At 58.3% G+C, this 19,823-nt stretch carries 17 protein-coding genes and 1 pseudogene; 5 read left to right on the top strand and 13 right to left on the bottom strand.

All coding sequences use genetic code 11. The annotated features are described in order from the left end of the window. Positions 1-8: 8 nt before the first annotated feature. From LCU97_RS17800 to LCU97_RS17850, 11 genes are all read right to left on the bottom strand, one after another. Positions 9-1,805: a pentapeptide repeat-containing protein gene (locus LCU97_RS17800; protein ID WP_053154033.1), complete on the bottom strand. Its 1,797-nt coding sequence runs from the start codon at positions 1,803-1,805 to the stop codon at positions 9-11. Between the two features lie 238 nt (positions 1,806-2,043). Then, on the bottom strand, positions 2,044-3,030 hold the full coding sequence (locus LCU97_RS17805) for a lipase family protein (RefSeq protein ID WP_053154035.1): 987 nt from the start codon (positions 3,028-3,030) through the stop codon (positions 2,044-2,046). 123 nt (positions 3,031-3,153) lie between these two features. Then, entirely contained in the window at positions 3,154-4,137 is a 984-nt protein-coding gene (locus LCU97_RS17810) for a GlxA family transcriptional regulator (protein ID WP_053154038.1), read from the bottom strand. Between the two features lie 47 nt (positions 4,138-4,184). Next, complete coding sequence (locus tag LCU97_RS17815; protein WP_232777351.1) at positions 4,185-5,021, bottom strand: ABC transporter permease; 837 nt, start codon at positions 5,019-5,021, stop codon at positions 4,185-4,187. Further along, a complete protein-coding gene (locus LCU97_RS17820; protein WP_053154043.1) occupies positions 5,018-5,866 on the bottom strand; it encodes an ABC transporter permease in 849 nt (282 codons plus the stop codon). The genes LCU97_RS17815 and LCU97_RS17820 overlap by 4 nt, the downstream gene beginning before the upstream one ends. Beyond that, positions 5,863-6,981, bottom strand: a complete 1,119-nt coding sequence (locus LCU97_RS17825) for a quaternary amine ABC transporter ATP-binding protein (protein ID WP_053154047.1) — start codon at positions 6,979-6,981, stop codon at positions 5,863-5,865. Before LCU97_RS17825 ends, LCU97_RS17820 begins: the two co-directional genes overlap by 4 nt. 75 nt (positions 6,982-7,056) lie before the next feature. After that, entirely contained in the window at positions 7,057-7,905 is an 849-nt protein-coding gene (locus LCU97_RS17830; RefSeq protein WP_232777426.1) for a glycine betaine ABC transporter substrate-binding protein, read from the bottom strand. Between the two features lie 72 nt (positions 7,906-7,977). After that, positions 7,978-9,324 (bottom strand): NAD(P)/FAD-dependent oxidoreductase, encoded by a 1,347-nt coding sequence (locus LCU97_RS17835; protein WP_053154053.1) that lies wholly within the window; start codon positions 9,322-9,324, stop codon positions 7,978-7,980. After that, complete coding sequence (locus LCU97_RS17840; RefSeq protein ID WP_232777352.1) at positions 9,321-10,838, bottom strand: aldehyde dehydrogenase; 1,518 nt, start codon at positions 10,836-10,838, stop codon at positions 9,321-9,323. Before LCU97_RS17840 ends, LCU97_RS17835 begins: the two co-directional genes overlap by 4 nt. Next, a complete protein-coding gene (locus tag LCU97_RS17845) occupies positions 10,831-11,742 on the bottom strand; it encodes a dihydrodipicolinate synthase family protein (protein ID WP_053154058.1) in 912 nt (303 codons plus the stop codon). Before LCU97_RS17845 ends, LCU97_RS17840 begins: the two co-directional genes overlap by 8 nt. A gap of 363 nt (positions 11,743-12,105) precedes the next feature. After that, on the bottom strand, positions 12,106-13,071 hold the full coding sequence (locus tag LCU97_RS17850; RefSeq protein ID WP_053154062.1) for a LysR family transcriptional regulator: 966 nt from the start codon (positions 13,069-13,071) through the stop codon (positions 12,106-12,108). 243 nt (positions 13,072-13,314) lie between these two features. On the opposite strand from LCU97_RS17850, the pseudogene LCU97_RS17855 reads away from it, so the two are divergent. After that, positions 13,315-13,833, top strand: a pseudogene (locus tag LCU97_RS17855) (LysR family transcriptional regulator); the annotation flags it as partial. A gap of 134 nt (positions 13,834-13,967) precedes the next feature. Here the strand turns inward: LCU97_RS17855 and LCU97_RS17860 are convergent. After that, on the bottom strand, positions 13,968-15,764 hold the full coding sequence (locus LCU97_RS17860) for a hypothetical protein (protein ID WP_232777353.1): 1,797 nt from the start codon (positions 15,762-15,764) through the stop codon (positions 13,968-13,970). A 436-nt stretch (positions 15,765-16,200) separates the two neighbouring features. On the opposite strand from LCU97_RS17860, the gene yfcF reads away from it, so the two are divergent. The 4 genes from yfcF (at position 16,201) to LCU97_RS17875 (ending at position 18,813) form a co-directional block, all read left to right on the top strand. After that, the gene (gene yfcF, locus LCU97_RS17865; RefSeq protein WP_232777354.1) at positions 16,201-16,833 is read left to right on the top strand and encodes a glutathione transferase; all 633 of its coding nucleotides are present in this window, start codon (positions 16,201-16,203) and stop codon (positions 16,831-16,833) included. Further along, on the top strand, positions 16,736-16,945 hold the full coding sequence (locus LCU97_RS26690; RefSeq protein ID WP_332875347.1) for a YceK/YidQ family lipoprotein: 210 nt from the start codon (positions 16,736-16,738) through the stop codon (positions 16,943-16,945). Before yfcF ends, LCU97_RS26690 begins: the two co-directional genes overlap by 98 nt. Positions 16,946-17,008: 63 nt before the next feature. Then, positions 17,009-17,917 (top strand): transcriptional regulator GcvA, encoded by a 909-nt coding sequence (gene gcvA, locus LCU97_RS17870; RefSeq protein WP_232777355.1) that lies wholly within the window; start codon positions 17,009-17,011, stop codon positions 17,915-17,917. Positions 17,918-17,985: 68 nt separating this feature from the next. Continuing rightward, positions 17,986-18,813, top strand: coding sequence for an EamA family transporter (locus tag LCU97_RS17875; protein ID WP_053154074.1), 828 nt, complete (start codon positions 17,986-17,988; stop codon positions 18,811-18,813). Between the two features lie 52 nt (positions 18,814-18,865). On the opposite strand, the gene LCU97_RS17880 is transcribed toward LCU97_RS17875, so the two are convergent. Beyond that, positions 18,866-19,744, bottom strand: coding sequence for a LysR family transcriptional regulator (locus tag LCU97_RS17880; protein ID WP_232777356.1), 879 nt, complete (start codon positions 19,742-19,744; stop codon positions 18,866-18,868). Positions 19,745-19,823 lie beyond the last annotated feature (79 nt).

Below are 19,823 nucleotides of genomic sequence, written 5' to 3' on the forward strand. Positions count from 1 at the left end.
TCTCGCGGTCAGCTGTGGTCGTTGTAATGCCAGTCGCTCATGGGGGCGTCGTTGGCGTGCCACATAGTGCCGGTGCACGGCCCTGTCTGGCCGTTCGGGCACGTCGCGTCAATGGTGTTCTCCGGCAGCTGTGTGATGCCGTACGTAAGCTGGGTCGTATCTTCCCGGCCGCCATGGACATTCAAGGTGCCTTCCTCTGTGCTGACGGCCGCTCCCGTGAAATTGACGCCCTTTGTGTTCGCACCGGAAAAATCGACCCCTTGAAGACACGCGCTCGCGAACGAGCAGGCGCGTTGATCATCCACGGTCGCCAGATCGACACCGACGAATTTGGCGTTGATGAGGCACGCTCCGTCGAAGGTGGCACCCACAGCATTCTGTCCACTTACACCCGAGAAATTAGCCGCGAAGAGGTACGCCCCCGTGAAGTCCACCTGTTTGATGGTCGCATCGACCAGCGTCGCTTTGCCGCCATACAAGTAGCAGAACGGCATCATGGCGTACGACAGGTCCGCGTTGCTGAATGTGGCATTGAGCAGGTACGCACCGCTCAGATTACAGCGGTGCTTGCCGTCCGGTGTCGAGAAGGTGGCATGGTCGAACTTGGTGTAGGACAGGTCCGCGTTCACCAGGTTGGCGCCCCCGAGCTGAGCGTTGGAAAAGTCCGAGTAGCTGATGCTTGGAGAGCCCACGGCACCGAACTGCACGCCGGTCAGCACGGCATATTTTGCGATCAGATTATCGAGCGTCCCATCGAGGATCGCCGCGCCCGGGTGGTCGGGATCTTCCATCATGAACTGGACACCGTCCATCTGTGCATAGCTCCAGACGTAGATATCATCATCCTCGCCGTCGAACTCATGCGTGAGGATCTTGTTCACCCGGGCGTTCGAAAAAATAGTTCGGTTTGTCTCAGCTCGAGTGATGCAGATGGGCTTGGTGAGATCCGAAAGGGTCGCCAGGGACAGGTCGGCGCCTGTCAGGTCAGCGCCTTCCAAGTTACAGTTGTCGAACACTGCCCCTGAAAAGTCGCATCCTTTCAGGCTGGCGTTGCTGAAATCGACGTCCTTGAGCGAGGCGTTACAAAAGCTCGCGCCATCCAACTTGCAACCGCGAAAATTACTGCCATCAAGCACCGCCTCCGGGAAATTCGCGGTGCCCGAAAAGGTGACATTGCTCAGATTGCTGTTTGTCACCCGGGTACCGGAGAAATCAGCATTGTTCAGGAACAGATACCCGAAGTCGGTCTGGTCGTAAGTCTGCTTGTTCAGGTCCCATGCAGCCGGGAGTAGCTGCTTCGTCGTGAGAGGTGCAGACACGTTGGCAAACTCCACGGCCTTCGCCACATCTGTCCAGACGACCGTCTTGTCCAGGATGTCCATATAGAAGACCGATACAACCGACTTGCCTTGGACGAGCTCCATCCAGATGGTGTTATTCATTGGCGGGATCCCGTACTTGGTGCCGCTCGACAGAGCAAGGGTCGCAGGTGTGTCTGGAGAGGTAAGCGCAACATAGAAATCGCCTGCGGCACCGCCCGGAATCGAGCTGCCAAAGTCCAACCACACCCCGTCGTGCACCGATTGGACCTGAAGCCAGTTGTGGCCGCCCAGGCTGACAGTGTCGGGGGTGAAGCTATCCCCCAGGTAAAAGGCAAATAAGGTCGCGTCTTTCAAGTCGCCGTTGTCCGATAGCTGACAGGCCAACGAATCACCCTGGCGGTAGGCGAACCAGGTACTGGTATTAATAACGTTGGTGAGGTAGTAACAGCCGATGTAAGTTTTCACGGCGTTCGGGTTGGTCATTTCAGCTTCCTCATCGGCTGGTCCGCGGTGGCGAGAAAACACAAAAAACAGAATCCGGCATCAGACATAGTTGCTCCGCAATTAATCGCCGATTGATGAGCGAGAAAAAACTACGGTTCTTGGCAGAAGACGATTCAAGCACCGTTGTAATTAGAAAGTTTCCGGATATCCGAGTGGCAGGCTTCCCATGGAAGGCCTCTGCCTGCCACCCGAATATCAGGACAGCGAAACTATTCCATTAACTGCCGGACGGCGGCATCGGTATATCGCCAGGTTGCAAACCCAGCAGTGTCATGTACTCGTAGATGTGCTGATAGCCGGACTGAGACTCGTAGCTTTTGCAATCGGAATTGGGTTTCCCACAGAGCCGCAGTTCCATGTTCGCGCTGCCCATTCCCCATTGCGTATAGTTCAGGTTGTTATTCACAACCTTGTCGATGTTGGAGCACACCGAATTCTTCATGAAGTCATCAATGGCGTTGTCATAGACCGTCAGGGAGAAATTGAGCGAAGTGGCGCACCACGCCATCGGAACGACATCCAGGCTGTTGTAGATGCGCAACGCATGACCGGCCATTTGCTTATTGAAATAGCTCGCGAAAAGACCGTCGCCCGCCGTGGGGGCGGCAAAGGTTTCACAAAAGTAGTTAAAGCCCGGAAATTTGTCTTTCAGATAAAGCGCGACCACCGACATCAGCGCGCCGCCGAGGCTATGACCGACCAAGCGGATGTTCGTCCCACTTTTCTGCTTCCCTAGAAAATCGCACAGCGTGTCCTGAGAACCGACAGTAGGTGCCGTCGTCAGTATCGCGCCCACACCCTTTGCAGTGCCCTCGGCGATACTCGCCGTCACCTGGCAGCCCGGGATAACACTCTGCAATGACACCATGGGGAAAATATCCAGATCGTCCACCTGATCCTTCATGGAGTCGATGAGTGTCCCACTGGTCACGACGACGAGGTTGTTCTCATTGTTCCTGTCGGCCAGCACCACGGTAATGTGCGCCACGTGCTCGCCATCCGGCACCAGCGCGGGGCCCCAGACGATGTCATAACCGCCGCCTACCTTGGAGGCCTTGAGACGCGTAAGAATATTGTCCGAAACCTGACTCGACGTCGGGTTTTTCATGTCTTTCCAGGTCTGAGAATGCAACGCCGCATTGTTGACCACGAAAGCATGCGTAAGACTGATCTGCCTTTGCAGAAGTGTGTCCGGGGTAGTCATGACTGCTCCTTGTCTCGAAGAAAGTTTTCAAGGGACCAACGAAAACCTGCGGCAGCCGTCGATCCTTCTGGGCCAGCAAGAGCGAGTGTAGTCGCAGTTTTTAAAAATGTGAGTGCTGACGAATCACTTGACCCGCCGTCTCTCCATTGACGGGCGATAGCCAAAATACGAGCTGTAGCACTTGCTGAAATGGCTGGGGGAAACAAACCCACAGGCCACCAGGACCTCCGTTTGCGAAAGCGCCGTGTACTGGAGCAGTCGTCGTGCTTCGGTGATGCGCAGTTCCAGGTAGTAACGTTGAGGGGGTGTGCCCAGCTGTTCCTTGAACAACCGCTCCAGTTGACGGCGGGAGCGTCCGGCATAGCGGGCCAGTTCAGGCATCGCCAACGGTTCTTCCAGGTTCGCTTCCATGAGCGAAATGACTTCGCGCAAGGGCGGGCTCACACATACCAGTGGGGAAGCTTTGATACGCCTGTACCGCGATTCTTCGAATGACAGAATGTCTTCAATGCCATCCACTAGCGCCTTGCCATGCAGTCCGCCTACCCAGCTCAACGCCATCTGGAAAGCGCCCGCCGGACTCGACGCGGTGAGCCGATCCTTGTCGATGACCAAAGCGTCACTGGTCACCTGAGTCGCCTTGGCAAGTTCCGCGAGCGCCGGTCGGTGCTCCGGATGAATGGCGCACCGGTAGCCATCGAGCAAACCGGCAACGCCGAGGAACCACGATCCGTTCCATAACCCCGCCAGGCTGATGCCGAGCCAGGACGCGCCTTGCAGCAACGCGATCAGGCCATCATCGGCCTTCAGCTCGGTCCGATAACCGCCGCAGATCACCAACAGATCCAGCCCCCGCAGCGTTTCCCGAGCCAGTACCGCATCGGGACGAATCACCAGCCCGAGATCACTGACGACCTCGGCGCCGTCCAGCCCGAATGTGGTGGTCGAGAACAGGCCAGGCCGCAACAGATTCGCGGTCACGAGGGTGTCCAGGAACTGCGTGAACGCCGGTAACGAAAAATGCTCGAGCAAAAGAAAGCCTGCGCGGGTTTCTCGTGCGGGTGTTGCCCTTTCTTCCGGCAGGAAGCGAAGGTTTTTACCTTGCATCACTCCGCTGAACTGACGCCGTGTGATCACTGACTGCCTCGCCTCGCTCAAACAAGCTTACGCGGCGAATGGCGTTGCAGTGCGCCGCGCGACAGCCGATCCAGCAGCAACGCCACCGCGACGATCGCCAGACCGGCGCGCAAGCCCAGTCCCATCTCCATTCGAGTGAGACCCCGCGTCACTTCGGCGCCCAGCCCACCCGCCCCCACCAGCCCCGCCAATACCACCATCGCGAGCGAGAGCAGGATGCATTGGTTAAGGCCCACCAAAAGGGTCGGCGCGGCCGTTGGCAGTTCGATCTTGAACAGGATGTCCCGCGGCGATGCGCCTGAGGCCTGTCCAAGCTCCAACAGCTCCTTGGGCAACTGCTTGAACGCCAGGGTGGTCAGTCGGAGCATCGGTGGGATGCCGTAGACAATCGTAGCGATGATCGCCGGCACACGTCCCAGGCTGAACAACATCACCGCAGGGATCAGGTACACCCAGGGCGGGACGGTTTGCATGATGTTCAGAACCGGTAGAAGCGCTGCATCGACACGTTTTACCCGCGCGGCCAGGACGCCCAAAGGGAACGCGATGGCGACCGAGATGAGCACCGCCACCGCGACCAGGGCGATGGTTTGCATGGAGGCGCGCCAGAGCCCCGAGAACAAACAGAAGGCCAGCATCACAGCGGCATACGCCGCCACTTTCTTGTTGGCGAAAAACACCGCCGCCATGACCACCAGGCCAATGAGGACGTAGGGATGAGGAGCGAGCAATACGCTTTCCACTGCACCCAGGGTCGTTTCGATGACCTTGCTGATGACGACGAACAACCCGTGGAAATTGGCGTTGAGCCAATCGACGACGGGTGCCAGAAAGGCGCCGGGAGAAAAGTTCATGGTTGCTCTCCGTTGGGTGCTCGAACGGCGCTTTGCGCCAGCCGGTCCAGAATCATGGTCAGGATCACGATGGCGATGGCCGCGTTGATGGACTTGGCAATATCCAGTGTGCGGACCGCACCATAGATGGACTCACCCAGGCCTCCCGATCCAACGATGCCGGCAATCACTACCATGCCGAACGCCATCATCAGGCTCTGGTTCACACCGGCCATGATGCTGGGAAGCGCGAACGGCAAGCGGATCTTGTAGAACATCTGCCAACCGGTAACGCCGCTGGCGTCGCCCAGTTCGATGAAGGCCTTGGGCGTCATGCGAATGCCCAGCGACGTCAGGCGAAACGCCGGTGGCACCGCCACGATGAAGGTTGCCAGCAGCGCGGTGGCCGGGCCATACCCCAGCAAGGCAATTGCCGGTAGCAGATAGATATAAGGCGGCATCGTCTGGATCAGATCCAGGCAGGGGTCTACGACACGATCAATGGACGGTGCGAGCCCCGCCAATACGCCCAGGGGTATAGCCACCAGTAAGGCCAGGAACGTAGCCGTCAGTACCAAGGAAAGGGTGCTTGCCGTTTCTGCCCACAAACCGATAAAGGCACAAAACAACAACGCCAGCCCGGACAGGATCGCGAAGCGCCTGCCGACGGCGCGCCAACCGATCAGCGCGATCAACAGCGCAATGACATAAGACGGTGGTGACGCAATGCACCACAAGACCGCTTTATAAACGCCGGCCAGCGCCGCGTTCATGGCGTCGAATACGAACTCACCGTTGTCTGCAAGCCAGCCAAGCCCGGCGTCTATCGCAGCGTCGAACTGACTGGAAAAGTCGGGCGTGTTCATGGGGAAACCTCCGCCATCGCATTGCACGAACGCTCAGTGAATTCGTTTGGAATCCCCTGGACGCCCCGCAGTAGGTCACGCGGCGTGATGATCCCGACCACCGCGCCGGCGTCGACGACTGCCAATGCATCACGCTCGGACTTCATCGTCAGGCCGATCAACTCATTGATGTCGGCGTTGAGCGTGGTCTTGAGCAACCTTGAGATATCACAGCCAGGGTTCGCGGCCCGGTATGACTCCACCGGCGTCATCACCGAATGAGCCTTGACCAGATGCAGGCGCGAAATGCCCGCAACGAACTCCGCGACGTAGTCGTCCGCAGGATTGAGCACGATGTCTTCCGCCGTGCCAACTTGAATGATGACGCCGTCTTTCATGATCGCGATGCGATCACCAATGCGGATCGCTTCATCCAGATCATGGGTGATGAATACCGCAGACTTTCCCAGCTCCTTGGTCAACTGACGGAACTCATCCTGCAGTTGACGGCGGATCAACGGATCGAGCGCGCTGAATGGTTCGTCCATCAAGATGACTTCGGGATCCGCCGTAATGGCCCGGGCGAGCCCGACGCGTTGCTGCATGCCACCGGACAACTCGCTCGGGTAACGTGAAGCCCAGTCGGTGAGCCCTACCTTGGCCAACGCACGTTCTGCGACCTTGTAGCGTTCGGCCTTGCCGACGCCCTGGACTTCCAGGCCGAAGGCGGTGTTTTCCAGTACGGTACGGTTTGGCAACAACGCGACGCTCTGAAAAACCATGCCGATATTGCGCGCCCTCACATCGCGCAATTGCGCGGGGGTCAATGAGGAAAGATCCTTGCCCTTGACCAGCACTTTCCCCGCACTCGGTGTGATCAGCTTGTTGAGTAGCCTGATCAGCGTGGATTTGCCACTGCCGGACAACCCCATGATGCAGAAGATCTCCGCGCGACGAACCTGGAGACTGACGTCAGAGACGCCGACCACGCAACTGTAGTCCTGCAGGACCTGGGTCTTGCTCAAGCCCCGCTCCACCACAGCCTGCATTGCCGCCGGGGCTCTATTGCCAAAGATTTTCCAGACTGATTGGCAATCTATCAGTACTTCGTTGGTGTCGATATCAGCCGTTGTCATTTTGGTAACCCATCGAGCCAGTGCTTCTGGCTTCTCTCATTGAACGAAAGGCGGCAGTGGCAAACTACGTGCGTCTTAATTCTTCACATTAGCCCAGCGCTTCATCAGCTCGGCATGGTTGTCGGTCCAGTCCTTGACCGCTTCAGCCATGGTTTTACCGTCCTTGACTGCGCTATTGATCTGAGTGATGTCGGCCAGGGGAACGTAAACGCCCGCCATCACTTCACGTGCGTGAGGGTAGCTTTCGGAGAAACCCTTGTGCCCTACCCAGTAGTAACCCTGTGCGGGTGGGAAAACACCCTTTGGATCCTTCAGGAACTTGAGGTCATATTTCTGCGCCATCCAGGACGGTTCCCAGACAGTGACGGCTACCCACTCCTTGCGGTCTACCGCCGACTTCAGCGCTGCGGTCATTGCCGCAGTACTGCCTTCGAGCAACTTGGGCTTGAGGCCGTAACTGCTGACCGCATTTGTGGCATCGCTCATCAAGCCCGAGCCTGGTTCAATGCCGATGATCTTGTTGCCGAACTTATCGGCGTTGTCGTTAAGCTGGTCGATGGAATCGATCGTCACGTACTTCGGTACGGCGATGCCCTGATAGAGCCCGAAGGAAACCGGCGAAAGTTTTTCCAGGCGGTTTTTGTTCTTGTTCCAGTAGTCGTAAGCCGCGTAGTCGATTTGCGACGCCAGCACCTGGATATCCCCTTTGGTCAGGGCGGCGTAGGCAATGCCCCACTCGGAGAACTCGACGACTTTCACGGTGTAGCCGGAATTTTCCAGCGCCTTCTTGGTGATGCCGGTGATGGGCGTCAGGTCTTCCCACGACAATGTTCCCATGGTGATCGTCTTTTCTTCCGCCTGGGCGGACAAACTCATCAGGCCCACCATTGCGAGGGCGCACAGTGCCTTCCACATTTTTTTCATGGTCTTCCTCATCTACCTATCAACAGAGAGTGATGGCTTCCGGGGAACGGAAGCCGTTGTGGTACAGGGCAGTCAACCTTCTCGACCTGCTCTGAGGGCTTGCCAGCGAATGACCGAGCCGACCCCCAGGTTGGTTATTATTTTTGGCGGAAGCTTGCTGGGTTCAGGGCTGCGGCTGAAGGTTTCGAGAAACCTTGAATCCGTCCCGGTTGCCAGCTCAGCAGCCATGACACCTGCCAGCGTACTCTTCACGGTCCCCAGACCATTTTCGCAGCACGCCGAATACAGGTTTTCCTCCACCTCTCCAAACGCCGGAGCACTGTTGCGGCTTAAACAAAGACGTCCGGCCCAACTGAACTCCAGCGGTGTCGATTGCAATTCAGGAAAGCGCGCATCCAGAGAATGTCGTTGCTCCTGCGCCACTTGCGCCACCCGCTTGAGCGAGACCTGAATACTCGGGTCATACGTGAATCGGGTCCGGATGACGATTCGCGACAAGCCATTTGCAGTGACCTTGCGGACCGTCGCTCCCATTGGATCGGCAGGCAACAATGCCCACCGGGCCTGCCCGGTAACGTCACGATTGAACTCAGCATGACTGTAGGCCGCCGTCATCGAAGCGTAGGTGAACACATGCAGCAGGCGGCCCTGAAAGTGGCCGAAATCCTCGACATGACCATTGACCGCGAGGATCACTTTGGCGGCACTGACGCGACCACGATAAGACTTGGCCAGCCAACTGCCCCCCTGACGGGATAACTCGACCACGGGTGAGCGCTCGAACAGGGTGATTTTATCCGCCAGGCCGTGGGCCAGGTCGCGGATGTACTGGGCCGGTTGAATCATCACCGCGCCAGGCGTGCGGAGCCCCCCGTGGTAATAATTCGATCCGGTGATCTCGCGCATCTGGGCGGCATCGAGCAATTCGTACTGCTCACCAATGGCTTGCAGGGATTTGGCGTAATTGAGGTTCAGCTTGATGCCGCGCTCGGTTGCCGCTGCATTGATCTTGCCGGACGGATCGAACGTTTCGGCCGTCATGCCGTACTCCTGCGCCGCTTGCGCCGCGAACTCAATGGCAAACCGGTTCTGCGCAATCTCCAACGCCGTGGCGGACTCGCCGGCGACCGAGTACTCGCCCGATGACAGACTGTGCGGTACGTCGATCATGAAACCCGAGTTCCTACCGGCCGGCCCCTTGGCGATTTCATGGGCATCGACGACGACGATGGAGTCCTGCGGGCGCAACTGGGACAGGCGGCGGGCGGCTGACAATCCGGCAAATCCGGCACCGATGATCAACCAGTCCGCCGTGACATTGCCATCAAGCATGCGCACCGGCGTCACACGCGTCGAGATGGCTTCCCACCCTGAAACCCCGGTATCGACCGGCAAGCGCTTGATGCAATGGTGGCTCATTTTACGGTCTCGTCCACGGAGCGATCCGACACATCGATCCAGATGGTCTTCAGCTCGGTGTACTGGTCATGGGCGAAGATGGACTTGTCTCGACCGCCGAAGCCGGACTCCTTGTAACCACCGAACGGCGTGGACGCATCGCCTTCGCCGAAGCAGTTGACGGTCACGATACCGGCCCGAATCTCACGGGACAGTTTGATCGCCTTGCGCAGGCTGCCGGTGTAGACCGAGGCGGCGAGGCCGTATACCGAGTCGTTTGCCAAGGCAACGGCTTCAGAGATTGAACTGAAGGTGGTGACTGACAGTACAGGACCGAAAATCTCTTCCTGGAACAGCCGGCTTTCCCGGTCGACCCCAACGACAACCGTAGGCTCGACGAAGGCGTCGCCCTCGGTTTCACCGCCGTAGGCCACTTCAAGTTTTCCAGCCGTGGCGTACTCAAGGTATGACTTCACTTTTTCGAAGTGCTCCGGGCTGACCAGGGCCCCTACCCGATTGTGAGGATCCAGTGGATCGCCCATCTTCCATTCACGGATGTAAGCGCCCATGCGCGCCAGCAACTCATCCTTCACCGACTCATGCACCAGCAGGCGTGAGGTCGCCGAGCAGTTCTCGCCCATGTTCCAGAACGCGCCATTGACCACTTGTTCAGCGACCAGATCGAGGTCTTCGGCATCGTCCATGACCAAGGCAGGATTCTTGCCGCCGCACTCGAGCACGATGCGCTTGAGGTTCGAATCCGCCGCGTAGTGCAGGAATCGGCGGCCGGTGGCTGTCGAACCGGTAAAGCTCACCATGTCGACATCCTTGTGCAAGCCGATCGGCTCGCCGACATCCTTCCCGGTGCCGGTGACGATGTTCAACACACCGGCCGGCACGCCCGCTTCGAAGGCCAACTCGGCGACCCGCAGCGTGGTCAGGCTGGTTTGCTCGGCGGGCTTGACAATGACTGAGCAACCGGCGGCAAGCGCCGGGCCAATCTTCCAGGCCAGCATCAGCAACGGGAAATTCCAGGGCAGTACACAACCGACCACACCAATCGGCTCACGTACCACCAGGGCAAGTGCTCCATCACCGACTGGCGCGGTGTTGTCGTAAATCTTGTCGATCAACTCGGCATGCCAGCGCAACGTATGGACGGTGTCCGGTACATCCACCAGTTGGCATTCGCGCACCGGCTTGCCGCTGTCCAGGCTTTCAAGGACCGCCAGTTCATGGCTATTGACCTCCAGCAGTTTGGCAAACTTCAACAGGACGGCCTTGCGCTCGCCGGGCGGCAACGACCTCCAGCGACCATCCTCAGAAGCCTCCCTGGCTTTGCTGACGGCGTAATTCACGTCATCGGCGTTGCAGGCGGCGACTTCGGCAAGCACCTCGCCCGTAGCGGGATTGCTGGTGATAAACGTATTGCCCGAAAGCGCGGGCTTGAACGAGCCATTGATGAATGCGTTAGAGGGAAACGACATCGATTTGGCGATGGCTGCATATTCAGCCGCGGTCAATAGATCACGCATGGTTGGCTCCCGAAGTAATGTGGGCGACGGTGCGCTTCACATGAGTGATAACAGTCTGAAGGCTGCGTTTGTCCTCTGAGTTCAATGGCCGCAGCGGCGCACGTACATCGCCCACGTTGAGCCCATTCAGTTCACAACCAAACTTGATCGACTGCACAAACTTTCCGCCGTCCAGTGCGTTCATCAACGGCATCATCGCGGACATGATTTGACGTCCCTTATCGTAGTTCTTCTCGACCACGCAGGCCTCATATAACGCCACATGTTCTCTGGGCAGAAAGTTGGAACCGGCACACACCCAACTTCTCGCCCCCCAGGCGAAAAATTCCAGTGCCTGATCATCCCAGCCACAGGACAGTGCGATATGTGGAAATTCACGAGCGAGCAAGTGCACGCGTCCCATATCACCGGAACTTTCCTTGATCGCGATAACGTTTTTCGACCTGCCGACGCGTGCGAGGTATTCCTCGTTCATTTGTACGCACATCCGACCTGGATAGTTGTAAAGCATGATCGGCATATTGGCCGCACGATCGATGGTCAACGCATGAATGGCGTTTTCCTGATCGGTCGGGAGCGCATAGGGAGGCGTTGTCACAAGGATGGCGTCGGCCTTGATGGCCCTGGCGTCTTCGGCAAACAACACGGCATCTTCGGTTCGGATCGCACCGGTGCCAATGATGAGTTGCACACTGTTGTTTATGACATCCTTGGCATGAGCTGCAAGTTTCAGACGCTCTTCGGCGGTTTGCGCATAATACTCGCCCGTCGAGCCTCCAATAATAATGCCATGCACTTTCGCTTCCACCAGATATTCCAGAACTTCTGCAAATACGTTCCAGTCGATTTCACCACCAGGCTTATGAGGCGTGACGGCGGGTGTATAAATACCTTCGAATCTCACGACAACCTCTCCGAATATTAATGACCGGAAGTATCAACGAGCGCAACGGCCTGCGCTCTTCGAAGCACGGTATAAACTTCCATTATTTGAGTCGTCATCAGAACACTGTCTATAGCGCTGGCTGACAGTACTCGATGCAGGGCAGACCGGCTTTCGCCGTTTAAAACCTTATCAGACCGTATCTATCCCAATTGGCAGTGACGACGGCTTCTTATTTTCAAACCTACGAATATGGCAGTCGTAAGTCCTTGAGGCATTATTCTGGTTACGCCGAGTGGTGCTTGCGGCTTGGACCAAGATTACGTCTTGGCCTTGCGCATCGACAAGAAACCTTTATGCCGATCAATGCATAACAAAATGTTATCAATCGGCGTTACGGCCGAATTGGGACAGCAGCCAGTCCCTGAGCCGACAGCAAGCCTCATCCGTCTGGCGATCTTCCCTGAAGGTCAGATAATGCAAGCTCTCTTTGAGCACCATCTCATCGGCGACCGGGCGGACCAGCGCGCCGCTCTCGATCAGGTGCGCTACCAGATGGTTCCAGCCGAGCGCCACCCCTTGATGGGTCAACACCATGCTGATGATGAGGTTGTAATCGTTGGCATTGAGCACGTGAGGACTGTCATGCGGACGCTCGTCCATGACAATACGGTGGAAAGCAAACCAGACTCCCCAATCGACGTGCTCGGCGACCTGGGCGCGCCCATAGGGGCTCAGGTTCAACAGAACACCATCGCGCAGGGCTTCCAGGCTCGACAATTCGGGATGATCGGCCAGGTATCGGGGCGTGCATACCGGATAAATGACATCGTGAAACAACGGATAGCTACGGTAGCCATCCTGGATCCTGGCCATCTTGGTGATGAAGATGTCGGGCTTGATCCCAGGCTCCATCGACAGGAAATTCTGGGTAGTGATGAAATTAAGATCGATGTCAGGATTCTGGGAAAAGAATGTCGGCAGCCTCGCCGACAACCACAGTGCAGAGAACGCCGGGGAGCAGCAGAGCGTCAGGATCTTCTTGCCGGAGTTTTTCGTCCGGATGCGTTCGGCCGCTTGTGAAATATTGACGAAAGACATCTGGGCCGCGTCGAAAAAAATCACCCCTGCCTCGGTCAGCTCCACCGCCCGGCCAACCCGTTTGAACAAATTGACCCCGAGATATCCCTCCAGCTCCCGAATCTGTCGGCTGATGGCGGCCTGGGTAACGCACAAGGCTTCCGCCGCACGGGTAAAGCTTTGGTATTTCGCAGCCGCTACGAACGACTTCACCGCTTTGAGGGACGGCATTTTCAGCAGCGTCATGTCGGGTTCGATGTGCTTGACCATAACCTGGTGTATTGATATCCGGTTCGGGACCCGAGGGCCTGCAAGAAAAGGGGGTAATTGATTGGCTTGGGGAGCGCAAGGAAGAGATTAACGGAAATTGCCATGCCGGCTGTAGCCCTGGTGTCCCGCATGCAGTTCAATCAGCCCACGATGGCCAACTTCTCATCCCCTCCCCCTGAGATGCTCTAACATGAGCCAATGTTCATGCCTCTCATTTCCAGAGACTCGCCGGATAGCCAATACATGAGAGATCTGCCACCGACCGCTACATTGCGTGCCTTCGAAGTCGCCACCCGACACACAACCTTTACCTCTGCAGCCAATGAGCTGCATGTGACTCGAAGCGCGGTCAGCCCCCAGCTCAGGCATCTCGAAGAGCTTTGGGGATTGCGGTTGTTCGAACGTGGCGAGTCGCTCGGCCTCACGGCAGCAGGGGCGACGCTGGCGCCCATCGTAAGGAAATTCTTCATGAGCCTCGAGGCCACCCTGGCCGATCTTCGCGGACAGAAAGGCAGGGGCCGGCTTGAAGTCAGCACCACGTACTCCTTCGCCCTGAAATGGCTGCTGCCACGCTTGCCGAGTCTCTCTCGGCAGTGGACATATTGAAGCCGAAATCAACGATGGCCGGCTGGTGCGGTTGTTCGACGTGCCATTCCCGTCCCCCTTGCCTACTATTTCGTCTGTCCAAAGGGCATCGAATCGCAGCCGCACATCGTCAGCTTCCGTCAGTGGTTGATCGGCAAGGCACTGAAGGTCCAAAGGATTTGGGATGCATTAAAGTCTGCTCATGGAAGGATGAGGAGACTCTGGGTAGCAGCTGGAAGCGGGTTCACACTCACCCAATACAGCCCCCGTCCGCTGCCACGTCCGGGGACTGTCAATCTCTGTGATGAAGCTCAGGACGTCAAAATGGGCGCCAACTCGTTGGTAATGACCGGCTGCGAGAACCCGCACGTTGCGTTCATCTCGCTGACTATGGCGTTGGATGAATACACCTGCACCTGACCGTGGGTGTCCGTAGAACCGGCGAGCGCATAGCCTTTCTTCAGGTCAATCATCGAGGCACTGACAATCGCATCCGACTGGTTGTACACCCACGTCTGGGGCCCGATCACGCCGATCTGGGTCTGTTGCAGGAAGAACTGGGTATAGAGCTGCTCCTTGGTGAATGTGCCCAACCAGTTCGTCGTCACGCCAAAGCCATCGTCGGAGAACAGGTTGTACACCAAAGAGGGCGGTGGATACTCGGGACTGCTGCTGGCGAGCAACTGCATCCACCACTCATTGAGCGTGACGTAATCGTCCACCTGTTGCGCATCGTTGTACCAGACCGACAGATCGCTATCGCTGCTGGCAATGTACTTCGAGCAATCGCCGCCGGGGGCGGTCACCGACGCAACGGTGCCGTACCACCACTGCTTGTCCGCCGGCCGATTCTGGTAAGTGCGCGACCAGATGCCGAACAACTGCGCGGTGATCTGGACCTTCAGGTTGTCCAGATAGCTCACCTCCAGCTGCTGCGACAGTTGCGCCCAATAGCTGTCACCGTTGACGACCTCTGCCGGGGTATTGGCGAGCAGCCCGAGGGTGACGCTGCGTCCCGAGAGCGGATCGTCGTACGTGGATTGCCACAGCGTCTGCAAATCGTCTCCGGTTGCCTGTTGCAACTTGTCGTGCAACTGGGTGACGTAGTTGATCGTGGCATTGGACGCGGCGACGAGCATGGTCTGGTATTGCTCGAGCGAGAATGTACCGCCGCTGCTCTTGGTCGCGTCGAGGGCCACCTGCACCCCCGACGAGACGAGCGCCGCCAGCGGCCCGCCGACACCCGGAATGGCATTGAGGCAAACCTGCACGGCACCGAACAGGCAATCGGTAAGAATCTGCAACGTCGGATCGGCAATCGCCGGGGCGGTAAAATCGACGAAGACCCCGGAGGACAGCGATGAGGAGACACTCTCGCAGGTTTGCAGCGACAAGAACGTGCGGTGCAGCAACTTGAGCACGGTGGTGACGTTCTCGGCGCTCGCGTCGGGCACCGCACCGAGGTCATAGGCCGGGATACCGATCAGGCCACGGTTCGTGGTGTATTCCCAGGTCGGCCAGCCGGCGGCGAAGCCCAGGTTGTTGGCCACTCGCATGACGGCATTGGCCCAGACCGCCGGATCCATCAGATTGATCAGCTTGGCCGGTTGTTGGAGTGAAAAATACAGCTGGGTGTTCGGCGCATCGTAGAACGTCAGGGTCGGGTAGCTCGGGGTGAACACCAGCGCATTGAACGTCTCGCCATCGTTGACATACATCGGGATCGCGAGCTGATTGGAACCGTTTTCCTCAAGCTGCGCCCAGTGCATGACGCCTTGTCCGCAACTCCGTGGGTCGGTCAAGTCATAGCCGGCCAGATCGCTCAGTGGAATCTGCATCACTTGCAATCCAGGATGCGGCAGGAAGCCGATGACGCCCCAGGTACCATCGCCCACTTCCCATGTCGGGATAGCGCCGGCAAAGCCCTGCCCCGGTGCCCAGTTCATCACGGTGGCGACCGCATATTGCCCCATGGGTAATGAGGCGTCGGACGGCGCGTACTGCGCCAATGCGCTGGTACTGACATCCTGCCATTGGACGAGCGGCGTTGCTGACGACAAAAGCGGAAGCGCTTTCGAATCGGTAAGAAAGGCTTGCAGTGTATTCACGACAGTTCTCCTACGCGCAGTGTGGACAGCAATAGTCGCCGTGGACTTGCACGACGACCGGGAAATGCGCCGGTTGGCGCAAGCTCTTATGGAAACTTTTCAATGAAAGGCCCGAGTGCAAACCCAGCTGAGTCATTTACTCGCAGATGCGCTGGCAGCCGGATTGAGACTCATGGGTTGTGCAATCGCAAGAGAGTCAGGGGAAGTCATGACAGCTCCTTGTCTTGAAGAAAGTTTTCAAGGACCCAACGAAAACCTGTGGCAGCCGTCGATCCTTCCTGGCCAGCAAAAACGAGTGTAGACGCAGTTTTTTCGGGCGTAAGAGCGATGCTGACTGAGCGCTATTCCGGCCAGGAATACCCCCATGAAAAACCTGAATTGTATTTATGATGCGCGAACTCGTAGCGTGGGCCTTCATACATAAGGAGATGCCCCCGTGACCCAGTCCCGCCTGCGCCTGTACGTTGACGCCCAGTTCTGCAGCCCCTATGCCATGTCTGTTTTCGTGGCACTTCGTGAAAAGGGCATCGACTTTGAAATGAACCCCATAGACCTCGATGCGTCCGAAAACCTGGCCGAGAACTATTCGAGCCTTTCGCTGACCCAGCGGGTGCCGACCCTGGTGCATGGCGACTTCGCCTTGTCCGAATCGTCGGCGATCACCGAGTACCTGGAAGAGGCATTCCCGCTGCCCCCGGTTTATCCGCAGGATCGATTCCAACGGGCGAAGGCACGACAAGTACAGGCATGGTTGCGCAGTGACCTGCTCCCGATCCGACAGGAGCGTTCGACACTGGTGGTGTTCTACGGGGTCAAATCGGCGCCTTTGTCGCCAACGGCCGAGTCGGCAGCGCGCAAGCTGGTGAGTGCCGCACAAGCGCTGCTGGCCGACAACCCGGAATACCTGTTCGGCCAATGGTCGGTTGCCGACGTTGACCTGGCGGTGATGCTCAACCGACTGATACTCAACGGTGACTCCGTGCCCGGCGCGCTGGTGGAATACGCACAGCGCCAGTGGCAACGACCCACGGTGCAGGAATGGGTCAAGCTGCAACGTCCTGCGCTGTAGAAGACACGCAGATACAGCCGACGACGCCAGGGCCACGAGCGCCCTGGCGCCGTTTGCAATCATCGACCCGCCATCCGGCTTCGTCGCCGATACGCTGATCCTGCCCCGCTGAGATGTTCTAACATGAGCTCACGTTCATACCTCGCATCTCCAAGACTCGCCGGGACATCCATACATGAGAGACCTTCCACCGACCGCCACATTGCGTGCCTTTGAAGCAGCCACCCGGCACACGACCTTTACCGCTGCCGCCGAGGAACTGCATGTCACCCAGAGCGCGGTCAGTCACCAGCTCAGGCATCTCGAAGCGCTTTGGGGATTGCAACTGTTCGAGCGTGGCAAGTCGTTGAGCCTGACCGCAGCAGGCGCTACGCTGGCGCCCATCGTGCGGGAATTCTTCATGAGCCTGGAGGCGACCCTGGCCGACCTGCGCGAACAAAAGGACAGGGTCCGGCTCGAAGTCAGCACCACTTATTCCTTCGCGCTGAAATGGCTGCTGCCACGCTTGCCCGGCCTCGCCCGCCAGTCTCCCGAGCTGTTGGTTTCACTGGACACCACGGACAGGATCATCCACTTCTCCGATGCCCAGGCGGACGTCGCGATCCGACTCGGCAAGGGCAGTTATCCTGGCTTGTATTCTGAGTTTCTGTTCGGTGAACAGGTGTTTCCGGTGGCAAGCCCGGATCTGCTGAAGCGCTTCGGGACACCCCACAGCCCCGTCGAACTGTTGCACTACCCGTTGCTGGCGCGAGATGGCGCTGAGTTGGCGCCGAAATGGGAGGCCTGGTTTCAAAAAGTCGGACTGGATTTCCTGCCACTCAAGGAGAGTGTCAGGTTCGGCGATACCAACATGACGGTCGAAGCAGCCTTGCTCGGCCATGGCGTCGCCTTGGTACGCAGCGGACACGTTGAAGCCGAAATCAGTGACGGTCGCCTGGTGCGGCTGTTCGACGTGTCGTTCCCTTCACCGCTGGCCTACTATTTCGTCTGCCCGAAAGGCATCGAATCGCAACCGCACATTGTCAGCTTCCGCCAGTGGTTGATGAGCGAGGCGCTGAAATTCCAACGGATTAATGATGCATGAGATTTTATTCATGAAAGGATGAGCAGACTTCTCTGTCGTCCGGGCACCGGGTTGCTTAACATCGGCGCATGCCTATCCATATCACTTTGCTGATTCTTTTCGCTGCGCTCCTCCACGCCGGTTGGAATGCGCTGCTGCGTGGCGGCGCCGACCGGCTCTGGTCGATGACAATGATGTGCATCGCGGTCGCCATCGCCTGTATTGTCGCGGCCGCGTTCATGGTCCCGCCAGCGCCCGCCAGCTGGGGCTACGCGCTGCTGTCGGCGTTGCTGCATGTCGGCTACAACCTGTTCCTGGTGCGCAGTTACCGGCTCGGCGACCTGGGGCAGACCTATCCGATTGCCCGTGGCTCGTCACCTGTGTTGATCACCCTGGGCGCCGCGATCTTTGCCGGAGAACACATCGCCCCCAGCACATTACTGGGAATCGCGCTGGTGTCGGGCGCAATCATTTCGCTGGCGTTCAGTGGGCGCAAACTGTCGGTTCCCAGCCTGCCCTATGCGCTGGGAACAGGCTGCTTCATCGCGGCCTACAGCGTCACCGACGGCATCGGCACCCGGCTCTCCGGCGCGCCGCTGGCCTACACCGTGTGGATGTGTGCCTTGTGGGGCGTCCTGATGCCTTTGGTGTACATCGGTGTGCGCGACGCCCGCAGCCTGTTCTCATTCCGGCCCGGAATATTTACCGCTTTGGCCGGCGGGCTGGTCTCCTTGCTGGCCTATGGAATCGTCATCTACGCCATGAACGAAGCGCCCCTGGGCGCGGTGTCGGCGCTGCGCGAAACCAGCGTGCTGTTCGCCGCGTTGATTGGCTACGTGTTCCTCGGCGAGACACTCACTGCACGCCGCGTCCTGGCATGCGCGGTAATCGTCAGCGGCACCCTCTTGATCGGCTGACTCATTGGTTTCTCAGGATCCGGACGCGCCGCGCCCCGACATCCCCGCCCGCTCACATATGCAAGGAGATGAAATCCACGAAGCAGCGCAGCTTGGGTGTGATAAAGCGATTTGGCGGCCACAGCACGCTGAAGTGGATGGTGCGGGTTACCTCTTGAGTCAGCACGGCCTGCAGTTCCCCGGATTCAAGAGCCTCCTTGACGGCAAATTCCGGCAGGCAGGCGATGCCCCGTCCCTCTATCGCGGCGTTGAAAAGCATGTCGATGTTGTTGCAGACCAGCACGGCCCGCAGATCCTGCGCGCCGTTGTGGGTTTTGTCCGGTAGCGGCCAGCGTTCGAGCTTGCCGGTCGATGGCACCCGGTATAACAGGCAGTCGTGGTTGCTCAAGTCGCTGGCGTCCACGGGCATACCCTGGGCCTGGAAATAGGCCGGGGCGCCCACCAGCAGGAAACGGAAAGCGCCCAGTCGCCGCGCCACCAGGCGAGAGTCATTCAACTCACCGGTCCTGACCACCGCATCAAAGCCCTCTTCCACGACATCCACCAGGCGGTCGCTGAAGTCCAGTTCCAGATGGATGTCCGGGTATCGCTTGGCAAAGCTGGACAACAACGTGAAAAGGAACTGCCCGGCCAGGGGCAGGCTCACGCGTAGCTTGCCCCGCGGTTCGCTGCTGGTGCTCGATAGCTCAAGTTCCGCCGCTTCCAGTTCATTGAGCACGCGCTGGCAGCGATTCAGGAAAAGCATGCCCTCCGCCGTCAGGTTGATGCTTCGGGTGCTGCGATGAAACAGCCTGACTCCCAGGCGCTGTTCCAGGCGCGCGACGCTTTTGCCGATCGCCGATGACGACACCCCCAGTAGCCGTCCGGCCGCGACAAAACTGCGAGTTTCGGCGACCTGGACGAAAACCGAGATTCCGCTGAGGTTGTCCACACTCTCTCCTTGAGTTTTGCGCCTTGGATTGCGGAACGAAACGTCCGATGTGTCCGGAATTCTAGCCTCTGTTTCCTCT

Source organism: Pseudomonas uvaldensis, assembly GCF_021271205.1.
In the GTDB taxonomy this organism is placed as follows: Bacteria; Pseudomonadota; Gammaproteobacteria; order Pseudomonadales; family Pseudomonadaceae; genus Aquipseudomonas; species Aquipseudomonas uvaldensis.

Excerpts from the sequence above, each read along its gene's own strand:
- LCU97_RS17800 (WP_053154033.1), bottom strand. The coding sequence starts at position 1,805 with ATGACCAACCCGAACGCCGTGAAAACTTACATCGGCTGTTACTACCTC.
- LCU97_RS17805 (WP_053154035.1), bottom strand. The coding sequence starts at position 3,030 with ATGACTACCCCGGACACACTTCTGCAAAGGCAGATCAGTCTTACGCAT.
- LCU97_RS17810 (WP_053154038.1), bottom strand. The coding sequence starts at position 4,137 with ATGCAAGGTAAAAACCTTCGCTTCCTGCCGGAAGAAAGGGCAACACCC.
- LCU97_RS17815 (WP_232777351.1), bottom strand. The coding sequence starts at position 5,021 with ATGAACTTTTCTCCCGGCGCCTTTCTGGCACCCGTCGTCGATTGGCTC.
- LCU97_RS17820 (WP_053154043.1), bottom strand. The coding sequence starts at position 5,866 with ATGAACACGCCCGACTTTTCCAGTCAGTTCGACGCTGCGATAGACGCC.
- LCU97_RS17825 (WP_053154047.1), bottom strand. The coding sequence starts at position 6,981 with ATGACAACGGCTGATATCGACACCAACGAAGTACTGATAGATTGCCAA.
- LCU97_RS17830 (WP_232777426.1), bottom strand. The coding sequence starts at position 7,905 with ATGAAAAAAATGTGGAAGGCACTGTGCGCCCTCGCAATGGTGGGCCTG.
- LCU97_RS17835 (WP_053154053.1), bottom strand. The coding sequence starts at position 9,324 with ATGAGCCACCATTGCATCAAGCGCTTGCCGGTCGATACCGGGGTTTCA.
- LCU97_RS17840 (WP_232777352.1), bottom strand. The coding sequence starts at position 10,838 with ATGCGTGATCTATTGACCGCGGCTGAATATGCAGCCATCGCCAAATCG.
- LCU97_RS17850 (WP_053154062.1), bottom strand. The coding sequence starts at position 13,071 with ATGGTCAAGCACATCGAACCCGACATGACGCTGCTGAAAATGCCGTCC.
- gcvA (WP_232777355.1), top strand. The coding sequence starts at position 17,009 with ATGAGAGACCTTCCACCGACCGCCACATTGCGTGCCTTTGAAGCAGCC.
- LCU97_RS17875 (WP_053154074.1), top strand. The coding sequence starts at position 17,986 with ATGCCTATCCATATCACTTTGCTGATTCTTTTCGCTGCGCTCCTCCAC.